Below are 22,697 nucleotides of genomic sequence, written 5' to 3'. Positions count from 1 at the left end.
ACTGGAGCGCATTATAACTCACCGTTAGGAATTGTCTTGTTTTTAATGGGTATTAAAATCTTAATCCTTAAAAATCATTAAGTTACATGAGTTATTAATGCACATTAATCGAGCTAAAATAACGAATTAATAATCCATGGCATCTTGATTATGACAGACGAACAGCGTCTAATTCATATCCCTAATAAAGCCACCCGACAATATGGCTTTATAGTGACGCAGACCGACTCACTCACAAAGCGACACGGTTAAACAAAACTTAAATATTTTTATGCCGCTAAGCAATGTGTAAAGACATCTGCTTTATGCTTACGGCGATCGTTATCCGGAAGATCTATGCAAGCAGCTCCTCAGCGAATCAGAATCTACCAACGTCAGGCGCTCCCCGATATGGTAAAGCTCGACGTGAGCAAGCTTGGACGTCCGTGGCATAAATTGCCCAAGATGATGAACGACAGTTTTGATATCTTCGATGCGCGTTTAAGCATTTATTTTCTGAAAAAATTGCGTGTCAACGTCGCGCTGCAGTCGATGACCTTTGCCATCGACCAGACATATAAAAATACGCAGCTCTTTTCAACGCCGTTTGGGTCAATGGCCTTTAGTATTGAACGCACGCTGTTGTTGCAAATACTTCACGATTATTACGGACTGGGGAAAGAGAGCCGTAATAAATCGCTGGACATTCATCAGCCGGTGACAAAAACCGAAGATCGCCTGAAAAATAAAATTGGGCTGGATCTCACACGGTTATTAATCGACAAAGAGACATTCGGCCAGGACGTTGAGATTAAAAGTGATAACACCACCGTCATTAATCAGTGGTCCTGGTGCGTCACCTTTACCCTCGAAGGCTATGAGCAGGGCAGCTTTACCCTGCTGTTTGATAACGCACATGTCGATCACCTGCTGGCAAAACTGCGCTCGCCTGACGCCGATCAGGCCACCAGCCGACAAGCGCCGCCGACGCCCGCCCAAATCGAAAGGATATTTTACGGTCTGCCGCTGAAGCTTCACGGCCATGTGACCAGCCTCAACCTCACCGTGGCCCAGCTGGCGCGGATAAAGCCGGGGGATATTATCCCGGTCAATATTAACGAAAACATTCCTGTGTATATCGGCAAAGAACAGATTTTTGACGCCAAAATCGCTGAAGATCGCGGCAAGTTATTACTCTGTGAATTTAACGACAGAACCATTGAGAAGCATTATGAGTGATCTGCAACAAGACCTGAGCCAGTCCCTGGATTTTGGCGACCTGAATCTCGGCGAGATGCCGCGTGAAGAGACCGTTGAGGGCAATATCCGCATGGACATCCAGGCGGAACCGGAATCGCCGGCAGGCATTGACGATCTGCGCAAAATGGCGCTGTTCAGCCGTATACCCGTCACGCTGACGCTGGAAGTGGCCTCCGTTGAGGTGTCGCTGGCAGAGCTGATGACCGTCGGTCACGACTCGGTGATTGAGCTGGATAAAATGGCCGGCGAGCCGCTGGATATTAAAGTCAACGGCATCCTGTTTGGTAAAGCGGAAGCGGTTGTGCTGAACGATAAGTACGGCCTGCGCATTCTCGAATTCAACAGCAAAGAGCTGGGCGAGTTAACAAGATGACGTTACACCTGCGCACCGCCCTGCCGTGGCTGCTGTTGGGCGGTTTACTGGTCTCTCCGCAACTGCTGGCGGCGAACGGCGATATCACTCTGTTCAGTTCGTCCACTACCGCTGGCGGCCAGGATTACAACGTCAAAATTGAAATCCTGATCCTGATGACATTGCTGGGTCTGCTCCCGGTAATGCTGATGATGATGACCTGCTTTACGCGCTTTATCATCGTGCTGGCGATCCTGCGCCAGGCGCTCGGCCTGCAGCAAAGTCCACCCAATAAAATCCTGACCGGGATTGCGCTGGCGCTCACGCTGCTGGTGATGCGCCCGGTGTGGACCACCATTTATCAGGACGCCATCGTGCCGTTTCAGAATGACGAGATCACCATGAAGCAGGCGTTCGGCAAGGCGGAAACGCCGCTGAAAAACTTTATGCTGGCGCAAACCAGCAATAAAGCCATGTCGCAGATGATGACGATTGCGGGCGTGACGGGCGATCCGAAAGAGCAGGATTTAACGGTGGTGACCCCGGCGTATCTGTTGAGCGAGCTGAAAACCGCGTTCCAGATAGGCTTTATGATCTACATTCCTTTCCTGGTCATTGACCTGATTGTCGCCAGTATCCTGATGGCAATGGGGATGATGATGCTTTCGCCGCTGATTGTTTCGCTGCCGTTCAAGCTGATGCTGTTTGTCCTGTGCGACGGCTGGACGCTGATTGTCGGTACGCTTACCTCCAGCGTGCAGGGGCTTTAGCAATGGTCACGATGGACATTGCCGGGGACATCATGGCAACCGGCATTAAGCTGGTGCTGATTATCTCCGCCGTGGCGATTATTCCCAGCCTGATTGTCGGCCTGTGCGTCAGTATCTTTCAGGCGACCACGCAAATTAACGAACAAACGCTGAGCTTCCTGCCGCGCCTTCTGGTCACGCTGGCGGTGCTGATTATTGGCGGTAAATGGATGCTTACCCAACTGGTGGATTTCACCGTCAATATTTTTCAGCAGGCGGCGGCGCTGGTGGGATAGCGGGCAATGGGCATTGATATCTCTACGCTGATCAACCCGCTGCTGGCGCTGGTTTTTCCGTTTTTCCGCATTCTGGCGTTTCTGCACTTCTGCCCGGTGCTGGACAACCGCGCCTTCAGCCGACGTATCAAAACCGTGCTGGCACTGGCGCTGGCGGCAATCATCACCCCGATGCTGCCGGATAAAGTGCTGATCACCGAGCTGATGTCGATGCGCACTGTCCTGCTCATCGGTGAACAGCTGCTGTGGGGCATGCTGTTTGGCATGGCGATGCAGCTGGTCTTCGTTGCGCTGCAAACGGCGGGACATATTCTTTCAATGAATATGGGGCTCGGCATGGCGATGATGAACGACCCGGTGAACGGCAGCTCAACCACGGTGATTTCGCAGATGATCTACACCTTCTGCGGCCTGCTGTTTTTCGTGATGGACGGGCACCTGCTGGTGGTCACTATTCTCTACAAAGGCTTTGTCTGGTGGCCCATCGGCCAGGCCATCAATAAACCCACCCTGCTGCTGATTGTGCAGAGCCTGGGCTGGATTATGTCGTCGGCCACGCTTATCGCGATCCCGACCACCTTTGTAATGCTGATTGTGCAGGGCGGCTTCGGGCTGCTTAACCGCGTCTCGCCCACGCTCAACCTGTTCTCGTTGGGCTTTCCAATCAGCATGCTGTTTGGCCTGCTCTGTATTTCGATGATGATGACCAATATTCCCGACCACTATCTCAACCTGACCACCGAAATCCTGGCCAGGCTCGAAGCCGTGAGGACGCACTGATGGCGGCCGGTGGCGATAAAAGCGAAAAACCCACAGCGCAAAAGCTGCGCAAAGCGCGCGAAAAGGGTGATCTCCCGCGGTCCAAAGATCTCACCATGGCCGTGGGCCTGCTGGCGTCGTTCATCACCATGGGCACCTTTTTCCCCTATTACAAAACGCTGGTCGAGGAGTCTTTTACCTCGGTCGGCATGATGGCGGGACGGCTGGATGACCAGGGGGCGTTGAGCCAGTTTTTGATGTTGAACGTGTGGGTGATTATCCGCTTTATTATCACCCTGGCACCGATCCCCCTCGCCTGCATCGTGGCAAGTCTGGTCCCGGGCGGCTGGGTGTTCACCGTTTCAAAGCTCAAGCCCGACTTTAAAAAACTCAGCCCCATCAGCGGCGTGAAGCGCATGTTCTCCAGCAGCCACTACGTTGACGTCGGCAAGATGATGCTCAAGTGCGGCATTATTCTGGCGGTGCTTTACACCATGGTGCACAGCTCGCTCAACCCGCTGCTGCACCTGCAGCGGCTGAGCCTGAGTCAGGCGATTCATCACGGGTTTGGCATTCTGCATCACGTGCTGATCTATTTCATTGCGGTGATTGTGATCTTCGCCCTGCTCGACGTGCCGCTGGCGAAGTTCATGTTCACCAAAAAAATGCGCATGACCAAGCAAGAGGTGAAAGAAGAGTACAAAAACAACGACGGTAACCCGCAGATCAAAGGCCGTATACGCCAGCTTCAGCGCCAGATGGCGATGGGGCAGATCAACCGTACCGTGCCGGAGGCAGACGTGATTATCACGAACCCGACGCACTACGCCGTTGCGCTCAAATACGATCCAAAAAAAGCCGAAGCGCCCTACATCGTGGCAAAAGGCATGGACGATATTGCGCTCCATATCCGTGACGTGGCTCGCCATCACCAGATTGAAGTGGTCGAATTCCCACCGCTGGCGCGTGCGGTTTACCACACCACCCGCGTAAACCAGCAAATTCCGGCCCAGCTTTTTCGCGCGATTGCGCATGTGCTGACCTACGTCATGCAGATTAAATCCTGGCGTACCGGCCAGCTTGAACAAAAACCCCGCCTGAACAGGCAGATCAACATTCCAAAAGAGGTCTTAAAAGCCGATGGCGAACAGTAAGTTACAGCAGGCGCTTGCCATACTCAGTAAAGGGCGAATAGGCGTTCCGGTACTGCTTCTGTGCGTGCTGGCAATGGTCATGCTGCCATTGTCCCCGCTGATGCTGGATATCTTATTTACCTTCAACATTGTGCTGGCGGTAGTGGTGCTGCTGGTGGCGGTCAATATGCAGCGTCCGCTGGATTTTGCCGTCTTCCCGACGCTGCTGCTGATCACCACGCTGATGCGACTTACCCTGAACGTCGCCTCTACCCGCGTGGTGTTGCTGCATGGTCATGAGGGCGAAGGCGCGGCCGGTAAGGTTATCGAAGCCTTTGGTCAGGTGGTGATTGGCGGCGACTTCGTGGTCGGGTTCGTGGTCTTTATCATCCTGATGATCATCAACTTTGTGGTGGTCACCAAAGGGGCGGAACGTATTTCTGAAGTGTCGGCCCGCTTTACGCTGGATGCCCTGCCGGGTAAACAGATGGCGATCGACGCCGACCTAAACGCCGGGCTGATTAACCAAAACCAGGCGCGAGACCGCCGTAAAGAGGTGTCGAAAGAGGCCGACTTCTACGGTGCGATGGACGGTGCCTCGAAGTTTGTGCGTGGTGACGCCATCGCCGGGATCATGGTGCTGGTCATCAACGTCATCGGCGGGATTTGCATCGGTATCTTCAAATACAATCTCGATGCCAGTCACGCCTTCCAGCAGTACGTTCTTCTGACCATCGGTGACGGCCTGGCCGCGCAGATCCCGTCCCTGCTGCTCGCCACCGCCGCCGCGATTATCGTGACCCGCGTCAGCGACGGCGACGACGTCAGCGATGAGATTAAAACGCAGCTGCTGGCGAAACCGCAGGTGCTGTATACCGCCGCCTTCGTCATGTTCATCCTGGCGATTGTCCCCGGCATGCCGCACATCGCGTTCCTGTGCTTCACCGCCCTTTTGCTGTTTGCCGCCTGGCGACAGAGCAAGATCGTGAAGCCCGCCGCCGAAGAGACCGACTACGACGCCATTAGCGACGCGCTGGCAACGGACGCGACGCCTGCAATTAACTGGGAAAGTATTCCGCTCGTCGAGCCGATTGGGCTGAACCTAGGCTATAAGCTGGTGACGCTTATCGATACGGCGAAAGGAAGCCCGCTATCGCAGCGTATTCGCGGCGTGCGTCAGGTGGTGTCTGAACAGTGCGGCGTGCTGCTGCCGGAGATCCGCATTCGGGAGAACTTCCGCCTGAAGCCCGCCCAGTACGCGATCTACATCAATGGCATCCGCACGGCGCTCGGCGAAGTGTATGCCGAGAAGCTGATGGCCATTCCAGGCGCAGAGCTGTACGGCGAAATTGACGGCGTGCTGGATACCGATCCGGCCTACGGCATGGCGATCGTCTGGATCGATCCTGACCAGAAGGCCAAAGCGCTGAACCTGGGCTATCAGGTAGTGGATTGCGCCAGCGTGGTGGCAACGCACGTCAACAAGGTGGCGCGCGAGCATCTGCCGGAGCTGTTTAATTATGACGATATCACCCACCTGCACGCGCGTCTGGCGCTGCAGGCGCCGAAGCTGGCGGAAGATCTCTCGAATGCGCTCAACTTTAGCCTGCTGCTGCGCATTTACCGGCAGCTACTGCTGGAGCAGGTGTCCCTGAAGGATATTGTCACCATTGCCTCTACGCTGCTGGAAAGCTCCGCCGTGACCAAGGATCCGATTCTGCTTACCGCCGACGTGCGTTACGCGCTGCGCCGCGCCATCCTCCACGCCATTAACGGCGATCGGCAAAAGCTGGCGGCTTATACCATTGATAACGCGCTGGAGAATATTTTGCTGGCAGCGCTGAACCAGTCTCAGCAAACCGGCAAGGTGGCGCTGGACAGTTTTGCCGTTGATCCGAACATCCTGACGCAGCTGCAAAACACGATGCCTGTGATTCAGGAGCAGATGAAAGCGAAGGGTCTGCCGCCGCTGCTGCTGGTGACGCCTCAGCTGCGGCCGCTGATTTCACGTTACGGGCGTCTGTTTGCCAGCAACCTGCACGTGCTGTCGTACAACGAAGTGCCGGACGACAGCGATCTCACCATCGTCGGCACGCTGGCGTAACTATTCGTCGAGAAAACGCACCTTCCAGGCGGCCAGCGTACGCGGCATTTTACGCTGGTCGCTGCCGTCGGTGCTGTAATAGCGCAGCTCCAGCCCGCCACCTTTCACCGGAGAGATCCGGCCTGCCCAAATCTCGCCTTTTGGCGTGTACATGATGATAGCCGTGCGGCTGTTCGCAGCACCCTGAACCCACATTGAGAGCACGCGCGCGCCGATATTGTCGATATCGTTCTGGTAGATATAGACGTTGGCACTGTCGACGAAGTTTTGATAATCCTCCCCCACCAGGGCGCGGAATTTCTCATCCAACGCGCTATCCGGGAAGATACCGAGAGAGAGCAAGGTGGGTTTTGGCCGGGGGTCGGTTTCGGAAAGCTTGTACGCGCCGTCCAGGAACACCCCAGTGGGCATGGATAAACGGCATCCCCAGTCGGAATTACTGTATACCTGCAACGAGCCGTCCTTTCTGGGGATCAGCAAGAGCTTGCAGTTGCTGGTGTCCACCACGCGTTCAACGGCCAGCATGCCGTACAGCCGTCTCGCTTCGGCGGTAAACTGATCTTCATTGATGCCTGCCCAGGCGCGAATATCCAGGGTGACGCTCCACTGGGCATTGCGGCTGAACTGGATCACGCCGCCGCTCATATTGGGCGCCAGCATGTTCCACCATTTACCTTCCCATTTGAAATTACGGTCGGTGTCGGAGATCGCACTGATGCCGGCATAGTAAGCACGTTCTATGCAGGTGTCAGAGGTACATTTCTCCAGCAGCTTTTCCCACTCGTCATATTTTTTATCGATGTCTGCAACCCCCTCCTCCAGAACCGCCTGGTTGTAGATCAGGGAGAGGGTGTTATCCAGCCAGTGGAGGTTGTCATTATTGCAAATGGTATTCTCCAGCGGCGTGACCGCGCGCTGGCAGTTTATCGCCATCGCGCCGCCGCTAAAAAATAATGTCAGTAAAAACAGTAGGCTAAAGCAGCGATGTATCATTTTTGTTCAACTTTCATTCAAAAGGGCGGCTATTGTGGCGAAGGAGAGGCTTTATTGCAATATAAACCATTCACTGTAGTTATATGAATGGACGATGCAGCAAATCTGTTAAGTTATGTACAAATCTTGTCGCATTTTTAATACGGAATGTATTAACTCTGGACAAATAGCGATGAAAATAGACAGCAGTAATCTGACCATGGCGACGGTTGCCGCCTACGGCTCACAAACGGATTCCACCCGGCGTCCCCTGGGGATTAAACGCTCAAGCGGGAATATTTGCCCACAAAGTGGTTTCTGGCAAATTGATCATCCTGCCGTAACGAATGTTGTAAATGTTAAAAAAGGAGAAACATTACCCTGGCAAAATGGTTATCCCGTTAACTGGACGCTCATTGAATACGATTTAAGAAACGAATAATTAACATCTCTTATTCTGCAGGAAATAGATTTTCCTTATTGCAGGAAAGGGTATTTCCTGCCCTTTCGGCATAAAACCCACATTAATTTCATAACGAGCGCATTGCATTCGCTTTAGCCTCTCCCTCGCCACACAAAATCATGCAACATACTGATTATATTAATACTAAGCAAAAACTTACGACCATGAAGATCGTTTTAACCAATCAATGTGAATATATCGATCGATAATAGTTATGTACTTTTTCTAAAAAAATAATGATTGATTTCATCGATCAATATTTATTATTCGATCGACTTTGACAATCAAAAAGTGAGCAGGTACCCTTTGTCCTCAGCGTTATTTTTACTCGTTGTTAACTGTTTGTAGTCCAGAGCCAATACCCCAGCGCATTTAAACATTTCCTCAACGAGTTGCCATTATCCCGCTAAATAAATACCTCATATTTGGTATAACGAGAGTGATCCGGAGTTATCAGTGATCGACAGTTTGAATTTCAGAAGGCCGTTAAATATTTGTTTCGCCGTACTTGCCGTGACCGTTATTGTGGTTGGTACGCTGGTTGCCCTTTCGCAATGGTCCGCCACGCAGGAAGCGAATAAAAGACATAACCGTCTATATATCAGCAATGTCGCATCGTTCCTTGATAAATATCTGGATGGTTACGAGCGTATCGTGCGGGAAATGACGCGCATCGCCGCCGATCAGCATAAATTCGACAAAATAAACGAAAACGACAGGACGCTGCGTAACTGGATGATCGAACGCCTGCGCATTATGCCGGACGCCCTCTCAATCATTCACGTGGACAATAATGGACGTTACATCCGCCTTCCTTATGTGCCGCTCAGCGACGATCAAGAGCAGAAATGGGACCCGCGCAAAGAGTCGTGGTTTTCGATTTCCATCGAAGACTCGGACGAGGCGCACTACAGCGTCAGCCGGGACCCTTTCGCACATAAAGAGCGCGTGATTACCATTTCGTTGCCCATCATTAACGGCTCGGACGGGTCGAATACGGGCGTTCTGGCGCTGAATCTGGACATGGAAAAAAGCACCGAGATCCTCAGCACCGCGCTGCCCCCCATGAAGAGCCGGACTTTTGTGATGAACCGCCAGGGCGAGCTGGTGATCAATCCAGGCTACCAGTTCGACCCGCAGAGGCTTAAAGCCATCGCGCTGAACGCCCGGGAGCATCGCGGCGACTTCGTGATGGACGACCGCTACTACACCTACCGTACGGTCGGCTCCCAGTCCTGGCTGCTGGTGCACGAAGTGGAGCAGAGCGAGCTAAACGACCTCGCCTTTCAACAGTGCCTGAGCACGCTCTGGGGAACGCTGTGTGCGCTTATTGCCCTTCTTTTCTGCTGGTGGTCGACCCGAGCCGCGCTTAACGCCATCTTTATGCGCATTGCGGCGAGCATCCGCGGCGGCACGATCAAGCCCGCCAGCGTGGAGGAGCTGATTTTCGAAGAGATCCACAGCTCGCAGCAGCGGCAGGAGAAAACGGCGCACGAGGCGCTCACCGACGGGCTTACCGGGCTGAAAAACCGTCGCGCCTTTGATGCCGATGCAGCGCGCTGTAACAGTGAGCCGAACACCCATCTGGCGATGGTGGATATTGATAACTTCAAGATGATTAACGATACCTGGGGGCATACGGTAGGCGATCTGGTGCTGAAAACCGTGGCTGAACTGGGCTCGCGGCTGCGCGGTCTGGAAAATATCACCCTCTACCGCTACGGCGGAGAAGAGTTTGCGGTTCTGTTCCAGGGAATTAGCGCTGAAAAAGCATTAAGCTACCTCGAAAAGTGGCGAATTACGGTGAATACGCGGTCGTTCAGAGAACACGATCTCAACGTCTCGTTTAGCGCGGGGCTGTGCAAGATGGGAGGCACCTCGTTGCCGGACACCCTGGGCCGTGCCGATAAGTTGCTCTATCAGGCCAAGAAAAGCGGTAAAAATAAAATCATCGCCAGCTGATCGCCCGGTTAAGTTGGGCGGCGTTTGTGTCGTTTAAGGCTGTATTGTTGTGGCTACGAGGCTGGCATGGAAAAGAGTACGCATTTTGTCGTGCAGTGTGTCGAAAAAAATAAACTCGATTCGGGTATCGATTTCGTTATCCAGCCGATTTTCGACCTCTCACGGTTTGTCTGCATCGGCGGCGAAGTGCTGGTGCGAGGCACGCACAGGCGCAATATTGTGCCGCCTCATCTGTTCATCAGCGAGCTGGAAAAAACCGGCGGTATTCTGCCGATGGGGGATTACATCCTGGCGCAGGCGTTTAAATTTCTTGCCGGCCAGCCGCGCGAGCATCTTGATAACCGGCTTTTTACGTTCAATATCTCCTGGGTGCAGCTTCAGGACAGCCACTTTGCTGCCCGCGTGCTTGCGCTGATTGCTGCGCACCCGCTCGCGCCACGCAATCTGGTGTTTGAGATCACCGATGGCGCTGACCAGCTTGATGAGACGGTAAAGCAGAACCTCGATACGCTGCACGATGCGGGGATCAACCTGGCCTGGGACGGGATTGATTGTCTGGAAAAGCTCCGGTCGCGGCTGGCGCTCTATTTGCCCGACTACATCAAGCTCGACAGAAGCTGTCTGGCCGCCAACCGCCTCGACAATACCTTCGCCATGCTGGCGTACGTGGAGGATGTCGACGTGGACGTGGTCATTGAAGGCATCGAAAACTACACCCATGTCTCCACCATGCTGCGCCACGGCGTGAAATACGGCCAGGGTTTCCTGTTCTCTCGCCCGGTGAGCAAAGAGGCCTTCCATCAGCAGTATATGCAGCCGGAACGCGCGTAAGGCGCACCACCATGTATCAGCAAAATTTTCTGCGTAAGACTAAAAACCGCGTACTGGCCGCCGGTATCGCGTTTTTGCTTACGCTGGTGGTCACCACTACGCTGGCGATGATTAACGGGCTGGATAACCATCAAAAGCGCATGGCGGAGCAGGCGCGCTACGTGCAGTCGATTCTGGACAGCATGCTGCGGGATGCGCATGAAGCCTCCCGCCAGGCGTCTGCGCTGCTGGGCAAAGTCTGCACTTTTAACGTCGAGAAAGCACTGAATATGCTGCCGGGCCGCTATATGCATATTTACTCGATAAACTTCGTTCACAATCAGCACATTAGCTGTTCTTCTCTGTTAGCGAATAAACACGCCAGCGTCACTTCCCGGCTTCCGCTGGATAAAACGGTGTGGATGTCGAACGCCCTTAGTGCCCCTGACATTAGCGTTATTTCACTGATAAGCCATTTTCCTCAGGGAACGCTTTACGTCGCGTCCGACCTGCGCTTCCTGCTGGAGGTGATGGGCAACGATCTGATTATTCAGGTATCAGGTAAAACGCTCAACGCCGCCGGGCTGCAAAAAGGGCCGCTCGCGGCAGCACAGTTTGCCGACTATGAACCGTTTCCGGCCCACTCCTCCCTGTACTCGCTGGCATGGAGAAGGCCGGAGATGGGCGAAATTATTGGGTTCGTGACCGACTCATGGCTCTCCCTCGCCTTTATTTTGTCGATGTCGACCATCATGGCGACCCTGACCTGGCTGCTGGCGATCCGCCGCCATTCTCTGTACGCGCAGCTGGCCAGCGCCATCAGACAGCATCAAATTCACCCGCACTATCAGCCGCTGATATGCGCCAGAACCAACACGGTGGCGGGAGCAGAGGTACTGGCAAGGTGGCATCACGCCGAGCTGGGCTTTATTCCTCCTGACGTTTTCATCCCGGTGGCGGAAAGCACCGGACTGATTATCGACCTGACGGAAAGTTTGCTGGAACAGGTGGTTCACGACCTGCGGCAGGGTGGCGCCACCTTTCAGCCGGGCTTTAAGCTCAACCTGAACATCAGCCATGCGCACGTGGTGGACAATTCCTTCGATCGGTTTATCGACGACTGGGCAGCCACGTTTGCGGAGCTTGGCATCACCCTGGTGTTTGAGATTACCGAGCGCGAAAACATTGATATCAGCGATGCGCTTGTGGCGAAGATTGCCCACATTAAGCGCAGCGGCATTAAGATCGCGCTGGATGATTTTGGCACGGGGTTTTCCAACCTGGCGTTTATCACCAACCTTAATCCTGACAGCATTAAGATTGACCGCATGTTTACCCGGCAGATTTCGCAGGACACCGCGACGCCGCTGATTGACTGCGTGATTGATATGGCAAAGCGGATGAATATCCTGACGACGGCGGAAGGCGTTGAGTATGACTATCAGGTAGCCTATCTCAAGGCGAATGAGATTGACTGTTTGCAGGGCTACTTTTTCTCGAAACCGCTCAGCTTCAGCGACTTCACCCGGTTTTTACAACGCTACGCGAGCCAGAAATAAAAAAGCCCCTTTCGGGGCTTTTTTTACGGCTAAGCGCGGAAGGCTTAGAACGGGATGTCGTCGTCAAAGTCCATTGGCGGTTCGTTAGACGGTGCCGGTGCGGACTGCTGCTGCGGACGAGACTGCGCGCCGCCGCTGAACTGGTTGCCGCCCTGTGGCTGCTGAGGTTGACCCCAACCGCCCTGCTGCTGGTTCTGGCCGCCACCTGCCGGTGCGCCACCGCCCTGACGGCCACCCAGCATCTGCATGGTGCCGCCAACGTTTACCACCACTTCAGTGGTGTACTTCTCAGCGCCGGACTGATCGGTCCATTTGCGGGTACGCAGTTGGCCTTCGATATAGACCTGAGAACCCTTACGCAGATATTCACCGGCCACTTCAGCCAGTTTGCCAAACAGCACAACGCGGTGCCATTCAGTCTGCTCTTTCATCTCACCGGTCGCTTTATCACGCCAGGATTCGGACGTAGCCAGCGTAATGTTGGCAACTGCGCCACCACTCGGCATGTAGCGTACTTCCGGGTCCTGGCCCAGATTACCGACGAGAATCACCTTGTTTACGCCTCTGCTGGCCATGTTCGTGTCTCCTGAATACGTTTCTTAATAGTGTAAACGCGCGAGTGTACCATTTCCATGCGCTACTTTGATAGTTGCGTAGCACGTTCCAGAGTTCTCCCGCGAACTCGACATTGTTACACAGTGAATCAGAAATTGCATTCCAATACTGTATATCCAGACAGGTTAAATTGTGTCATAATTAGCCGTTTCTGCCGGTTGTCCTTCAAACATACCAGGCATCCGAGTTTCTACCGGGAAAGGTGAATGGATAAGATCGAAGTACGGGGCGCTCGCACCCACAATCTCAAAAATATCAACCTCGTCATCCCTCGCGACAAACTCATCGTCGTGACCGGGCTTTCGGGGTCTGGCAAATCCTCACTGGCTTTCGACACCCTGTATGCCGAAGGGCAGCGTCGCTACGTTGAATCACTCTCCGCGTACGCGCGCCAGTTTCTGTCGCTGATGGAAAAACCGGACGTTGACCATATTGAAGGGTTATCACCGGCTATCTCTATCGAGCAAAAATCGACCTCGCATAACCCGCGTTCAACGGTCGGTACCATTACTGAAATTCATGACTACCTGCGTCTGCTGTATGCCCGCGTGGGTGAGCCGCGCTGTCCGGACCACGACGTGCCGCTGGCGGCGCAAACCGTCAGCCAGATGGTCGATAACGTGCTGTCTCAGCCGGAAGGCAAACGCCTGATGCTGCTTGCGCCCATCATCAAAGAGCGTAAGGGCGAGCACACCAAAACGCTGGAGAACCTGGCAAGCCAGGGCTATATCCGCGCCCGTATCGATGGCGAAGTGTGCGACCTGTCCGATCCACCGAAGCTGGAACTGCAGAAGAAACACACCATCGAAGTGGTGATTGACCGCTTTAAAGTGCGTGAAGATCTGGCAACACGTCTGGCGGAGTCGTTTGAAACCGCGCTGGAGCTTTCCGGCGGTACGGCGGTGGTCTCCGATATGGACGACACCAAAGCGGAAGAGCTGCTCTTCTCCGCCAACTTTGCCTGCCCAATCTGCGGCTACAGCATGCGCGAACTGGAACCGCGCCTGTTCTCCTTCAACAACCCGGCGGGCGCGTGCCCGACGTGTGACGGCCTGGGCGTGCAGCAGTATTTCGACCCGGACCGCGTGATCCAGAACCCGGAGCTGTCCCTGGCGGGCGGTGCGATTCGCGGCTGGGATAAGCGTAACTTTTACTACTTCCAGATGCTGAAATCGCTGGCAGAGCACTATAAGTTCGACGTTGAAGCCCCCTGGGCCAGCCTGAGCGCAAACGTGCACAAAGTGATCCTGTTCGGTTCCGCTAAAGAGAACATCGAGTTCAAGTATATGAACGATCGCGGTGATACCTCCGTGCGCCGCCATCCGTTCGAAGGGGTGCTGCACAACATGGAGCGCCGCTACAAAGAGACCGAATCCAGCGCGGTGCGCGAGGAGCTGGCGAAGTTCATCAGCAACCGCTCCTGTGCAACCTGTGAAGGCACTCGTCTGCGTCGCGAGGCGCGCCACGTGTTTGTCGAAAACACGGCGCTGCCGACCATCTCAGACATGAGCATCGGTCACGCAATGGACTTCTTCACCAACCTGAAACTCTCCGGCCAGCGGGCGAAAATCGCTGAAAAAGTGCTGAAAGAGATTGGCGATCGTCTGAAATTCCTGGTGAACGTGGGCCTGAACTACCTGACGCTTTCCCGCTCTGCGGAAACGCTCTCCGGTGGTGAAGCGCAGCGTATCCGTCTGGCAAGCCAGATTGGCGCGGGCCTGGTGGGCGTAATGTACGTGCTGGATGAGCCGTCCATCGGCCTGCACCAGCGCGACAACGAGCGACTGCTCGGCACGCTGGTTCACCTGCGCGACCTCGGCAACACGGTGATTGTGGTCGAGCACGACGAAGACGCTATCCGCGCCGCTGACCACGTTATCGATATTGGTCCGGGCGCGGGTGTGCACGGCGGCCAGGTCGTGGCTGAAGGGACGCTGAAAGACATTATGGCGGTACCGGACTCGCTGACCGGCCAGTACATGAGCGGCAAGCGCAAAATTGAAGTGCCGAAACAGCGCGTGCCAGCCAACCCGGAAAAAGTGCTGAAACTGACCGGCGCGCGCGGGAACAACCTGAAAGACGTGACCCTGACGCTGCCGGTCGGCCTGTTTACCTGTATTACCGGCGTGTCCGGTTCCGGGAAATCGACGCTTATCAACGATACGCTGTTCCCGATTGCGCAGACGCAGCTCAACGGCGCGACGCTCGCTGAGCCTGCACCGTATCGCGAGATTCACGGACTGGAGCATTTCGACAAGGTTATCGACATTGACCAGAGCCCGATTGGACGCACACCGCGTTCCAACCCGGCGACCTATACCGGCGTGTTCACGCCCGTACGTGAGCTGTTTGCCGGCGTGCCGGAATCACGCTCGCGCGGGTATACGCCAGGACGTTTCAGCTTTAACGTTCGCGGTGGTCGCTGTGAAGCCTGTCAGGGCGACGGCGTGATCAAGGTCGAGATGCACTTCCTGCCGGATATCTACGTGCCGTGCGACCAGTGCAAAGGCAAGCGCTATAACCGCGAAACGCTGGAGATTAAGTATAAGGGCAAAACCATCCACGAAGTGCTGGATATGACCATTGAAGAGGCGCGCGAGTTCTTTGACGCTGTCCCTGCGCTGGCGCGTAAGCTGCAAACGTTGATGGACGTAGGTTTGACCTATATTCGCCTTGGGCAGTCTGCCACCACGCTCTCCGGCGGTGAGGCGCAGCGCGTGAAGCTGGCGCGCGAGCTATCCAAGCGCGGCACCGGCCAGACGCTGTACATTCTCGACGAGCCAACCACCGGCCTGCATTTTGCGGATATTCAGCAACTGCTCGACGTTCTGCATCAGCTTCGCGATCAGGGCAACACCATCGTGGTGATTGAGCACAACCTGGACGTGATTAAGACGGCAGACTGGATCGTCGATCTGGGTCCGGAAGGCGGCAGCGGCGGCGGTGAAATCCTCGTCTCCGGCACGCCAGAGACCGTTGCTGAGTGCGAAGCCTCGCACACCGCGCGCTTCCTCAAGCCGTTATTGAAGTAATCATACCGACAGCTGCTGTCTGACCTGTTCAGGCAGCAGCTCTATTGCCTGCTGATAAGAGGCATCCACCAGGTAGTAAATCTGTGAATCGGGAATCGAACCGTCGAGATACACGGTGCTCCAGTGCGCCTTGTTGAGATGCTGACTCGGCCTCACATCATGATGCTGCTGACGTAGCAGATCGGCCAGTTCCGGGCTGGTTTTCAGCGCTGCCGCCGGGCGGCCTTCAACCTCTTTGACCATCGCAAAAAGCACGTCGCCGACCTTTATCTGCGTGGCTTTCCAGTCGTTGTGGACGCTTTGCTCCGCGCCCGATTTGTTCATGCAGTACTGAAGTATCTCCGAAATTGTCATCTTTATTCCCCTTGTAGCGTAGCGATAATTTTACGCGGACCACCGTGAATGCGATGCTCTCCCAGCCAGATCCCTTGCCACGTGCCCAGCATCAGCCGCCCCTGGTGTACCGGCAGCATCAGCGATACCCCCAGCAAAGAGGATTTGATATGCGAAGGCATGTCATCCGCCCCCTCATAGTCATGCTCATAGGCGGCGTTGTCGGGCACGGTTTTGAGAAAATGCCGTTCCATATCAGACCGGACGGTGGGATCGCAGTTTTCGTTTAACGTGAGAGAGGCGGACGTGTGCTGAAGCAGCAGGTACAGCAAACCCGTTTTGACGCGCGATAAATCGCGGATTTGCCCGACGACTTCGTCCGTCACCAGGTGAAATCCGCGCGATTTTGCGCTCAGGGTCAGGGTCTGTTGATACCACATTGGCTGCTCCGTTAAGAAAGATGAATCTTTCTAAGTGTGCAGCAAGAAGGCGAAAGGTAAAACCCGCGGCGGCAAGATTTGATTAAAAAAGGATCCGGCCCGCCGCGCGGCCATTAATACTCTGAGTTAACAATCACCTCTTCGCCAAACTTTCCGGCCATCGGCAGCGGGCGATAGGTTGAGTTCGAGGCGCGTAACACCCGAATCCCTCTGGCCCCCACGTCGTGCGCGGCGGTAATGTCGTTGTCAGAATCCCCGTAGAACACTTTGATATTTTTCTGCTCAAGCCACTGGGTTTTAGTGTTTTGCCCCTCTTTATCACCCGCAAAAATCACCGGGTTCATGCTGGCCGCCGGGATCAAAAAATCGTCCTGCAGGGTTTTAGAGACGGTCTCGGTTTTGGTCTGGCTACGACCGGTGACGAAGTAGATGCTGTCGCCGCGCTTAACGTGCATGGCGATCAGCGCCCGGGCAACCTCTTTCGGAATGCTGAACTCGTCCCAGCCGTTATTCATTTTTTCCCAGAACTCCGGGTTTTGCAGATAGGCTTCGCTGTCCGGCGAGAAGGTTTTCTTGCCGCGCCAGAAGCCGGGGCTGGAGAACAGCACGGTGTCGTCGATGTCGAAGCCGACGGCCATTGGTGCCCGGCCCATCAGGCTGTTTTCAATTTGTGCCACGGAGACCCAGTGAATGGGGGCTTGCTCGGCCAGGATGGCGGCGGTGGTGCCGGTGTAAAGCGGCGTCGGCGCAGATGCGCGTGCAACTACGGCACTGTTAAGCGAGAACAATAAGCAGGCGGCGCTGAGCGCCAGTGTGATCTTGCGCATATTTTCCCCTGAATATTCAGTTTGTTATCGTTTTATTTTGTGTGAGTGGTCAAAAAACTATCCGACCATAACCCCAGCGGCAGGGGAAGAAAAGGAGTTTTTGCTTATCAATCTGAAGAAAAAGAAGACGATCACAAAGCGAGACATCGACCTGAGCAGCCTGATGCCCTCACCCCAGCCCTCTCCCACAGGGAGAGGGAGAACACCCAGCCCGTAGGCCCGGTAAGCGGAGCGCCACCGGGCGATTAGACTGCACGGCGGCCTGATGCCCTCTCCCACAGGGAGAGGGAGAACACCCAGCCCGTAGGCCCGGTAAGCGAAGCGCCACGGGCGATTAGACTGCACGGCGGCCTGATGCCCTCTCCCACAGGGGGAGGGAGAACACCCAGCCCGTAGGCCCGGTAAGCGAAGCGCCACCGGGCGATTAGACTGCACGGCGGCCTGATGTCCTCCCCCACAGGGAGACGGAGAACACCCAGCCCGTAGGCCCGGTAAGCAGAGCGCCACCGGGCGATTAGGCTGCTCGGCGGCCTGATGCCCTCTCCCACAGGGAGAGGGAGAACACCCAGCCCGTAGGCCCGGTAAGCGGAGCGCCACCGGGCGATTAGGCTGCTCGGCGGCCTGATGCCCTCCCCCACAGGGAGACGGAGAACACCCAGCCCGTAGGCCCGGTAAGCGGAGCGCCACCGGGCGATTAGACTGCTCGGCGGCCTGATGCCCTCCCCCACAGGGAGAGGGAGAACACCCAGCCCGTAGGCCCGGTAAGCGGAGCGCCACCGGCCAATCAGGCTGCACGGCGGCCTGATGCCCTCTCCCACAGGGAGAGGGAGAACACCCAGCCCGTAGGCCCGGTAAGCGTAAGCGCCACCGGGCGATTAGACTGCACGGCGGCCTGATGCCCTCTCACGCAGGGAGAGGGAGAACACCCAGCCCGTAGGCCCGGTAAGCGAAGCGCCACCGGGCGATTAGACTGCACGGCGGCCTGATGCCCTCCCCCACAGGGAGAGGGAGAACACCCAGCCCGTAGGCCCGGTAAGCGAAGCGCCACGGGCGATTAGGCTGCTCGGCGGCCTGATGCCCTCTCCCACGGGGAGAGGGAGAACACCCAGCCCGTAGGCCCGGTAAGCGAAGCGCCACCGGGCGATTAGACTGCACGGCGGCCTGATGTCCTCCCCCACAGGGAGACGGAGAAACAATAGTGAGTGCTTACATTACAGCAGCAAACGCCTGCGCCACACGCTGGACGTTATTGGCGTTCAGGCCCGCCACGCACATGCGGCCACTGGCGATCAGGTAGACGCCGAACTCTTCGCGCAGACGATCGACCTGTGCGGCGCTCAGGCCGGTATAACTGAACATGCCGCGCTGTTTCAGCAGGTAGTCGAAATTATGCCCCGGCACCGCCTCTTTCAGCACGTTCACCAGCTCCTGGCGCATCGACAGGATACGCTTGCGCATCGCTTCCACTTCCGCAAGCCAGTTGGCTTTCAGCTGTTCGTCACCGAGCACCGTTGCGACGACCTGCGCCCCAAAGTTCGGCGGGCTGGAGTAGATGCGGCGCACCGTGGCTTTCAGTTGCCCAAGCACGCGCCCGGCCGCTTCGGCATCTTCACACACGACCGACAGGCCGCCCACGCGCTCGCCGTACAGGGAGAAGATTTTAGAGAAGGAGTTGCTGATAAGTGCAGGCAGCCCGGCGTGGGCCACGGCGCGAATGGCGTACGCATCGTCTTCCATCCCTGCGCCAAAGCCCTGATAGGCGATGTCGAGGAACGGGATGAGATCGCGCGCCTTCAGCACCTCAATGACCGCATCCCACTCAGAATGGGTCAGGTCCGCCCCCGTTGGGTTGTGGCAGCACGGATGCAGCAGAACAATGCTGCGCGCTGGCAGGGTGTTCAGTTTTTCAAGCAGGGCATTCACGCGCACGCCGTTGGTTTCGCTGTCGAACCACGGATAGGTCTCGACCTTAAAGCCTGCGCCTTCGAAAATGGCCACGTGGTTTTCCCACGTCGGGTCGCTGACCCATACGCCGGAATCCGGGAAGTATTTTTTCAGGAAGTCCGCCCCGACCTTCAGCGCGCCCGAGCCGCCCAGCGTCTGGATCGTCGCCACGCGCTTTTGCGCCAGCACCGGATGATCGTCGCCAAACAGCAGCGGAGCGACGGTGTTACGGTAGCTGTTCAGCCCTTCCATCGGCAGGTAAAGCGAGGCGCCATGCGGTGTCGCGTTAAGACGCGCTTCGGCGTCGGCTACCGCCTGCAGCTGAGGAATAATGCCCTCCTCGTTGTAATAAAGGCCAATGCTGAGGTTCACTTTATCGCTGCGGGGATCTTCTTTGAAACGCTCCATCAAGGAGAGAATGGGGTCGCCAGCGTAGGCGTCTACTTTCTGAAACACGCGATGGTTCTCCGGATTATTATCAGGCAGGGAATTCAACAATAAACCGGAAGCAGAATAAGATCGAGGGGATGTTATCGTTGCGGGGGAGGCGCGCCGGGCCTCCCCCCTGAGGGCGTCAGTCTATGTACTTCATCGCGACGCGTGACGTCAGGCGCGTAATAAGTTCGTAAGCACTTACTCCCGTCATTTCCGCGATGCGCTCGACGGGCAGACCCTCGCCCCACATCACCACGTCGTCGCCCGCTTTGTCCTGGGCATCTGGCCCAAGGTCAACGCAGATCATGTCCATCGCCACGCGGCCTACCAGCTTCACTTCGCGGCCATTAACCAGTACAGGCGTGCCGGACGGCGCGGCGCGCGGGTAGCCATCGCCGTAGCCCATCGCCACCACGCCCAGACGGGTATCGCGCTCGCTGGTCCAGGTGCCGCCATAGCCCACCGGCTCCCCGGCTTTGTGCTCGCGCACGGCGATCAGGTTAGAGACCAGCGACATCACCGGCTGGAAGCCAAAATCAGGCCCCCACGGCTTATGCTCCAGCGGCGATACGCCGTAAAGAATAATCCCCGGACGCGCCCAGTCGAAATGGGACTGCGGCCACAGCAGAATGCCGCCGGAAGCCGCAATAGAGCGCGCGCCGGGCTTGCCTTCGCAGAAGGTGTTGAAGATATCAAGCTGCTGCTCGGTTGCGCCGCATTCAGGTTCGTCGGCGCGGGCAAAGTGGCTGACGATGTTCACCGGCTGGCGGACGTTTTTGCACTGGCACAGGCGCTGGTAGAACGTTTCTGCATCTTCCGGGCGCACGCCGAGGCGGTGCATACCGGTATCAAGCTTCATCCACACGGTGACCGGCTCGCTCAGCTCGGCCGTTTCAAGCGCCACCAGCTGTTCTTCGTTATGAACCGAAGTATGCAGATGCTGTTCGGCAATGGTCGGCAGATCGGCGGCTTCAAAAAAGCCTTCGAGCAGTAAAATCGGCTGGGTAATCCCGCCCGCGCGCAGGCGGAGTGCTTCTTCGAGACGGGCAACGCCAAAAGCGTCGGCATCGGGGAGCGTTCGCGCGGTCTCCAGAAGACCGTGTCCGTAAGCGTTCGCTTTCACGACTGCAACGAGCTTGCTGGCAGGTGCCAGTTCACGCAGACGTTGCAGGTTGTGTCGCAGAGCGCGGCGGTTAATAACAACAGTTGCCGCTTGCATTTGAATTCCTTATTCGTCGTCGTACTGCGGTCCCGCATAGTTATCAAAGCGTGACCATTGTCCATTAAAGGTCAGACGTACCGTACCGATTGGGCCGTTACGTTGCTTACCAATAATAATTTCAGCGATCCCCTTCAGGTCGCTGTTCTCGTGATACACCTCATCACGATAGATAAACATGATTAAGTCGGCATCCTGCTCGATGGAGCCGGATTCACGCAGGTCGGAGTTGACCGGGCGTTTGTCGGCACGCTGCTCCAGAGAGCGGTTAAGCTGGGAAAGCGCCACCACCGGCACCTGCAACTCTTTGGCTAACGCCTTGAGCGAGCGGGAAATTTCAGCGATCTCCAGCGTACGGTTGTCGGAGAGCGACGGCACGCGCATCAGCTGGAGGTAGTCGATCATGATGAGGCCGATCCCGCCATGTTCACGCGCGATACGACGCGCGCGGGAGCGCACTTCCGTTGGCGTCAGGCCGGAGGAGTCATCGATATAGATGTTACGTTTTTCCAGCAGTATGCCCATGGTGCCGGAGATACGCGCCCAGTCCTCATCGTCAAGCTGGCCGGTACGGATGCGGGTCTGGTCCACGCGGGACAGCGATGCCAGGGAACGCATCATGATCTGTTCCGAGGGCATCTCAAGACTGAAGATAAGCACCGGTTTATCCTGCAACATCGCCGCGTTTTCGACGAGGTTCATCGCAAATGTCGTTTTACCCATCGACGGACGCGCGGCCACGATAATCAAATCCGACGGCTGCAGGCCAGCGGTTTTCTTATTGAGATCGTCATAGCCCGTGTTGACGCCGGTTACGCCATCGTGCGGTTGCTGGAAAAGCTGTTCAATACGCGCGACGGTGGCATCGAGCACCTCGGCGATGTTCTTCGGGCCTTCGTCTTTATTGGCGCGGCTTTCGGCGATTTTAAAGACGCGAGACTCGGCGAGATCGAGCAGGTCTTCGCTGGTGCGCCCCTGCGGATCGAAACCGGCCTCGGCGATTTCGTTCGCCACCGAGATCATCTCGCGCACGACCGCACGTTCGCGCACAATGTCTGCATATGCGCTGATGTTGGCCGCACTTGGCGTGTTTTTCGAGAGTTCTGCCAGATATGCAAAGCCGCCGACGCTGTCCAACTGCCCCAGGCGCTCCAGCGATTCCGCGAGCGTGATCAGGTCAATCGGGCTGCCGGACTCCTGCAGGCGCGCCATTTCGGTGAAGATATGGCGGTGCGGGCGGGTATAGAAATCCTCTGCGACGACGCGCTCGGCGACATCGTCCCAGCGCTCGTTATCCAGCATTAAACCGCCCAACACCGACTGTTCCGCTTCAATCGAGTGCGGCGGGACTTTTAACCCGGCTACCTGAAAATCACGGTCGCGGGGTTCAGTCTGTTTGTTGAAGGGTTTGTTTCCTGCCATAGTGAATGGAGTTACCGAGATAAAGAGTGGGT

At 56.1% G+C, this 22,697-nt stretch carries 20 protein-coding genes; 12 read left to right on the top strand and 8 right to left on the bottom strand.

Annotation, left to right across the window (positions count from 1 at the left end; translation table 11 throughout):
- Positions 1-336 precede the first annotated feature (336 nt).
- The 7 genes from FFS28_RS17535 to FFS28_RS17505 are packed head-to-tail and all read left to right on the top strand — an operon-like array spanning position 337 to position 6,632.
- The gene (locus tag FFS28_RS17535) at positions 337-1,218 is read left to right on the top strand and encodes a FliM/FliN family flagellar motor switch protein (protein WP_137903568.1); all 882 of its coding nucleotides are present in this window, start codon (positions 337-339) and stop codon (positions 1,216-1,218) included.
- Positions 1,211-1,612, top strand: a complete 402-nt coding sequence (locus tag FFS28_RS17530) for a FliM/FliN family flagellar motor switch protein (protein WP_006177455.1) — start codon at positions 1,211-1,213, stop codon at positions 1,610-1,612. The genes FFS28_RS17535 and FFS28_RS17530 overlap by 8 nt, the downstream gene beginning before the upstream one ends.
- Positions 1,609-2,361, top strand: coding sequence for a flagellar type III secretion system pore protein FliP (gene fliP, locus FFS28_RS17525; protein ID WP_137903567.1), 753 nt, complete (start codon positions 1,609-1,611; stop codon positions 2,359-2,361). Before FFS28_RS17530 ends, fliP begins: the two co-directional genes overlap by 4 nt.
- Before the next feature lie 2 nt (positions 2,362-2,363).
- A complete protein-coding gene (fliQ, locus tag FFS28_RS17520; protein ID WP_006177457.1) occupies positions 2,364-2,636 on the top strand; it encodes a flagellar biosynthesis protein FliQ in 273 nt (90 codons plus the stop codon).
- A gap of 6 nt (positions 2,637-2,642) precedes the next feature.
- Positions 2,643-3,416 carry a flagellar biosynthetic protein FliR gene (fliR, locus tag FFS28_RS17515; protein WP_137903566.1) on the top strand — a complete coding sequence of 258 codons (774 nt, stop codon included), beginning with the start codon at positions 2,643-2,645 and terminating at the stop codon, positions 3,414-3,416.
- On the top strand, positions 3,413-4,549 hold the full coding sequence (gene flhB / locus FFS28_RS17510) for a flagellar biosynthesis protein FlhB (RefSeq protein WP_171007418.1): 1,137 nt from the start codon (positions 3,413-3,415) through the stop codon (positions 4,547-4,549). Before fliR ends, flhB begins: the two co-directional genes overlap by 4 nt.
- On the top strand, positions 4,536-6,632 hold the full coding sequence (locus FFS28_RS17505) for a flagellar biosynthesis protein FlhA (protein WP_006177460.1): 2,097 nt from the start codon (positions 4,536-4,538) through the stop codon (positions 6,630-6,632). The genes flhB and FFS28_RS17505 overlap by 14 nt, the downstream gene beginning before the upstream one ends.
- On the opposite strand, the gene FFS28_RS17500 is transcribed toward FFS28_RS17505, so the two are convergent.
- Positions 6,633-7,625, bottom strand: coding sequence for a lysozyme inhibitor LprI family protein (locus tag FFS28_RS17500; RefSeq protein ID WP_137903564.1), 993 nt, complete (start codon positions 7,623-7,625; stop codon positions 6,633-6,635). It abuts the gene before it with no gap.
- A 172-nt stretch (positions 7,626-7,797) separates the two neighbouring features.
- On the opposite strand from FFS28_RS17500, the gene FFS28_RS17495 reads away from it, so the two are divergent.
- From FFS28_RS17495 to FFS28_RS17480, 4 genes are all read left to right on the top strand, one after another.
- Positions 7,798-8,046, top strand: coding sequence for a hypothetical protein (locus FFS28_RS17495; protein ID WP_137903563.1), 249 nt, complete (start codon positions 7,798-7,800; stop codon positions 8,044-8,046).
- Between the two features lie 534 nt (positions 8,047-8,580).
- Positions 8,581-10,029, top strand: a complete 1,449-nt coding sequence (locus FFS28_RS17490) for a sensor domain-containing diguanylate cyclase (protein WP_137903562.1) — start codon at positions 8,581-8,583, stop codon at positions 10,027-10,029.
- Positions 10,030-10,095: 66 nt separating this feature from the next.
- Positions 10,096-10,860, top strand: coding sequence for an EAL domain-containing protein (locus tag FFS28_RS17485; RefSeq protein WP_137903561.1), 765 nt, complete (start codon positions 10,096-10,098; stop codon positions 10,858-10,860).
- Between the two features lie 11 nt (positions 10,861-10,871).
- Complete coding sequence (locus tag FFS28_RS17480) at positions 10,872-12,398, top strand: EAL domain-containing protein (protein ID WP_137903560.1); 1,527 nt, start codon at positions 10,872-10,874, stop codon at positions 12,396-12,398.
- A 44-nt stretch (positions 12,399-12,442) separates the two neighbouring features.
- Here FFS28_RS17480 and ssb1 read toward each other — a convergent pair whose 3' ends face one another.
- Positions 12,443-12,973 carry a single-stranded DNA-binding protein SSB1 gene (ssb1, locus tag FFS28_RS17475; RefSeq protein ID WP_006177466.1) on the bottom strand — a complete coding sequence of 177 codons (531 nt, stop codon included), beginning with the start codon at positions 12,971-12,973 and terminating at the stop codon, positions 12,443-12,445.
- Between the two features lie 246 nt (positions 12,974-13,219).
- Here ssb1 and uvrA point away from each other — a divergent pair, with 246 nt between their 5' ends.
- A complete protein-coding gene (gene uvrA / locus FFS28_RS17470) occupies positions 13,220-16,045 on the top strand; it encodes an excinuclease ABC subunit UvrA (protein ID WP_006177467.1) in 2,826 nt (941 codons plus the stop codon).
- Here the strand turns inward: uvrA and FFS28_RS17465 are convergent, their stop codons facing one another.
- The 6 genes from FFS28_RS17465 to dnaB all read right to left on the bottom strand — a co-directional run bounded on the left by FFS28_RS17465 (position 16,046) and on the right by dnaB (position 22,665).
- Positions 16,046-16,399, bottom strand: coding sequence for an MmcQ/YjbR family DNA-binding protein (locus FFS28_RS17465; RefSeq protein WP_006177468.1), 354 nt, complete (start codon positions 16,397-16,399; stop codon positions 16,046-16,048).
- Positions 16,400-16,401: 2 nt separating this feature from the next.
- On the bottom strand, positions 16,402-16,818 hold the full coding sequence (locus tag FFS28_RS17460; protein WP_137903559.1) for a secondary thiamine-phosphate synthase enzyme YjbQ: 417 nt from the start codon (positions 16,816-16,818) through the stop codon (positions 16,402-16,404).
- 113 nt (positions 16,819-16,931) lie between these two features.
- Entirely contained in the window at positions 16,932-17,645 is a 714-nt protein-coding gene (aphA, locus tag FFS28_RS17455) for an acid phosphatase AphA (protein WP_088209305.1), read from the bottom strand.
- A gap of 1,206 nt (positions 17,646-18,851) precedes the next feature.
- Positions 18,852-20,045, bottom strand: a complete 1,194-nt coding sequence (tyrB, locus tag FFS28_RS17450) for an aromatic amino acid transaminase (RefSeq protein ID WP_058610091.1) — start codon at positions 20,043-20,045, stop codon at positions 18,852-18,854.
- Between the two features lie 118 nt (positions 20,046-20,163).
- Positions 20,164-21,243, bottom strand: a complete 1,080-nt coding sequence (alr, locus tag FFS28_RS17445; protein ID WP_006177473.1) for an alanine racemase — start codon at positions 21,241-21,243, stop codon at positions 20,164-20,166.
- A gap of 9 nt (positions 21,244-21,252) precedes the next feature.
- Positions 21,253-22,665, bottom strand: a complete 1,413-nt coding sequence (dnaB, locus tag FFS28_RS17440; protein WP_006177474.1) for a replicative DNA helicase — start codon at positions 22,663-22,665, stop codon at positions 21,253-21,255.
- Positions 22,666-22,697 lie beyond the last annotated feature (32 nt).

It is taken from the genome of Enterobacter sp. 2VL, assembly GCF_005503595.1.
Classification (GTDB): domain Bacteria; phylum Pseudomonadota; class Gammaproteobacteria; order Enterobacterales; family Enterobacteriaceae; genus Enterobacter; species Enterobacter cancerogenus.
The sequence above is the reverse complement of the archived record's forward strand: the minus strand, read 5'-3'. Positions and strand labels throughout refer to the sequence as shown.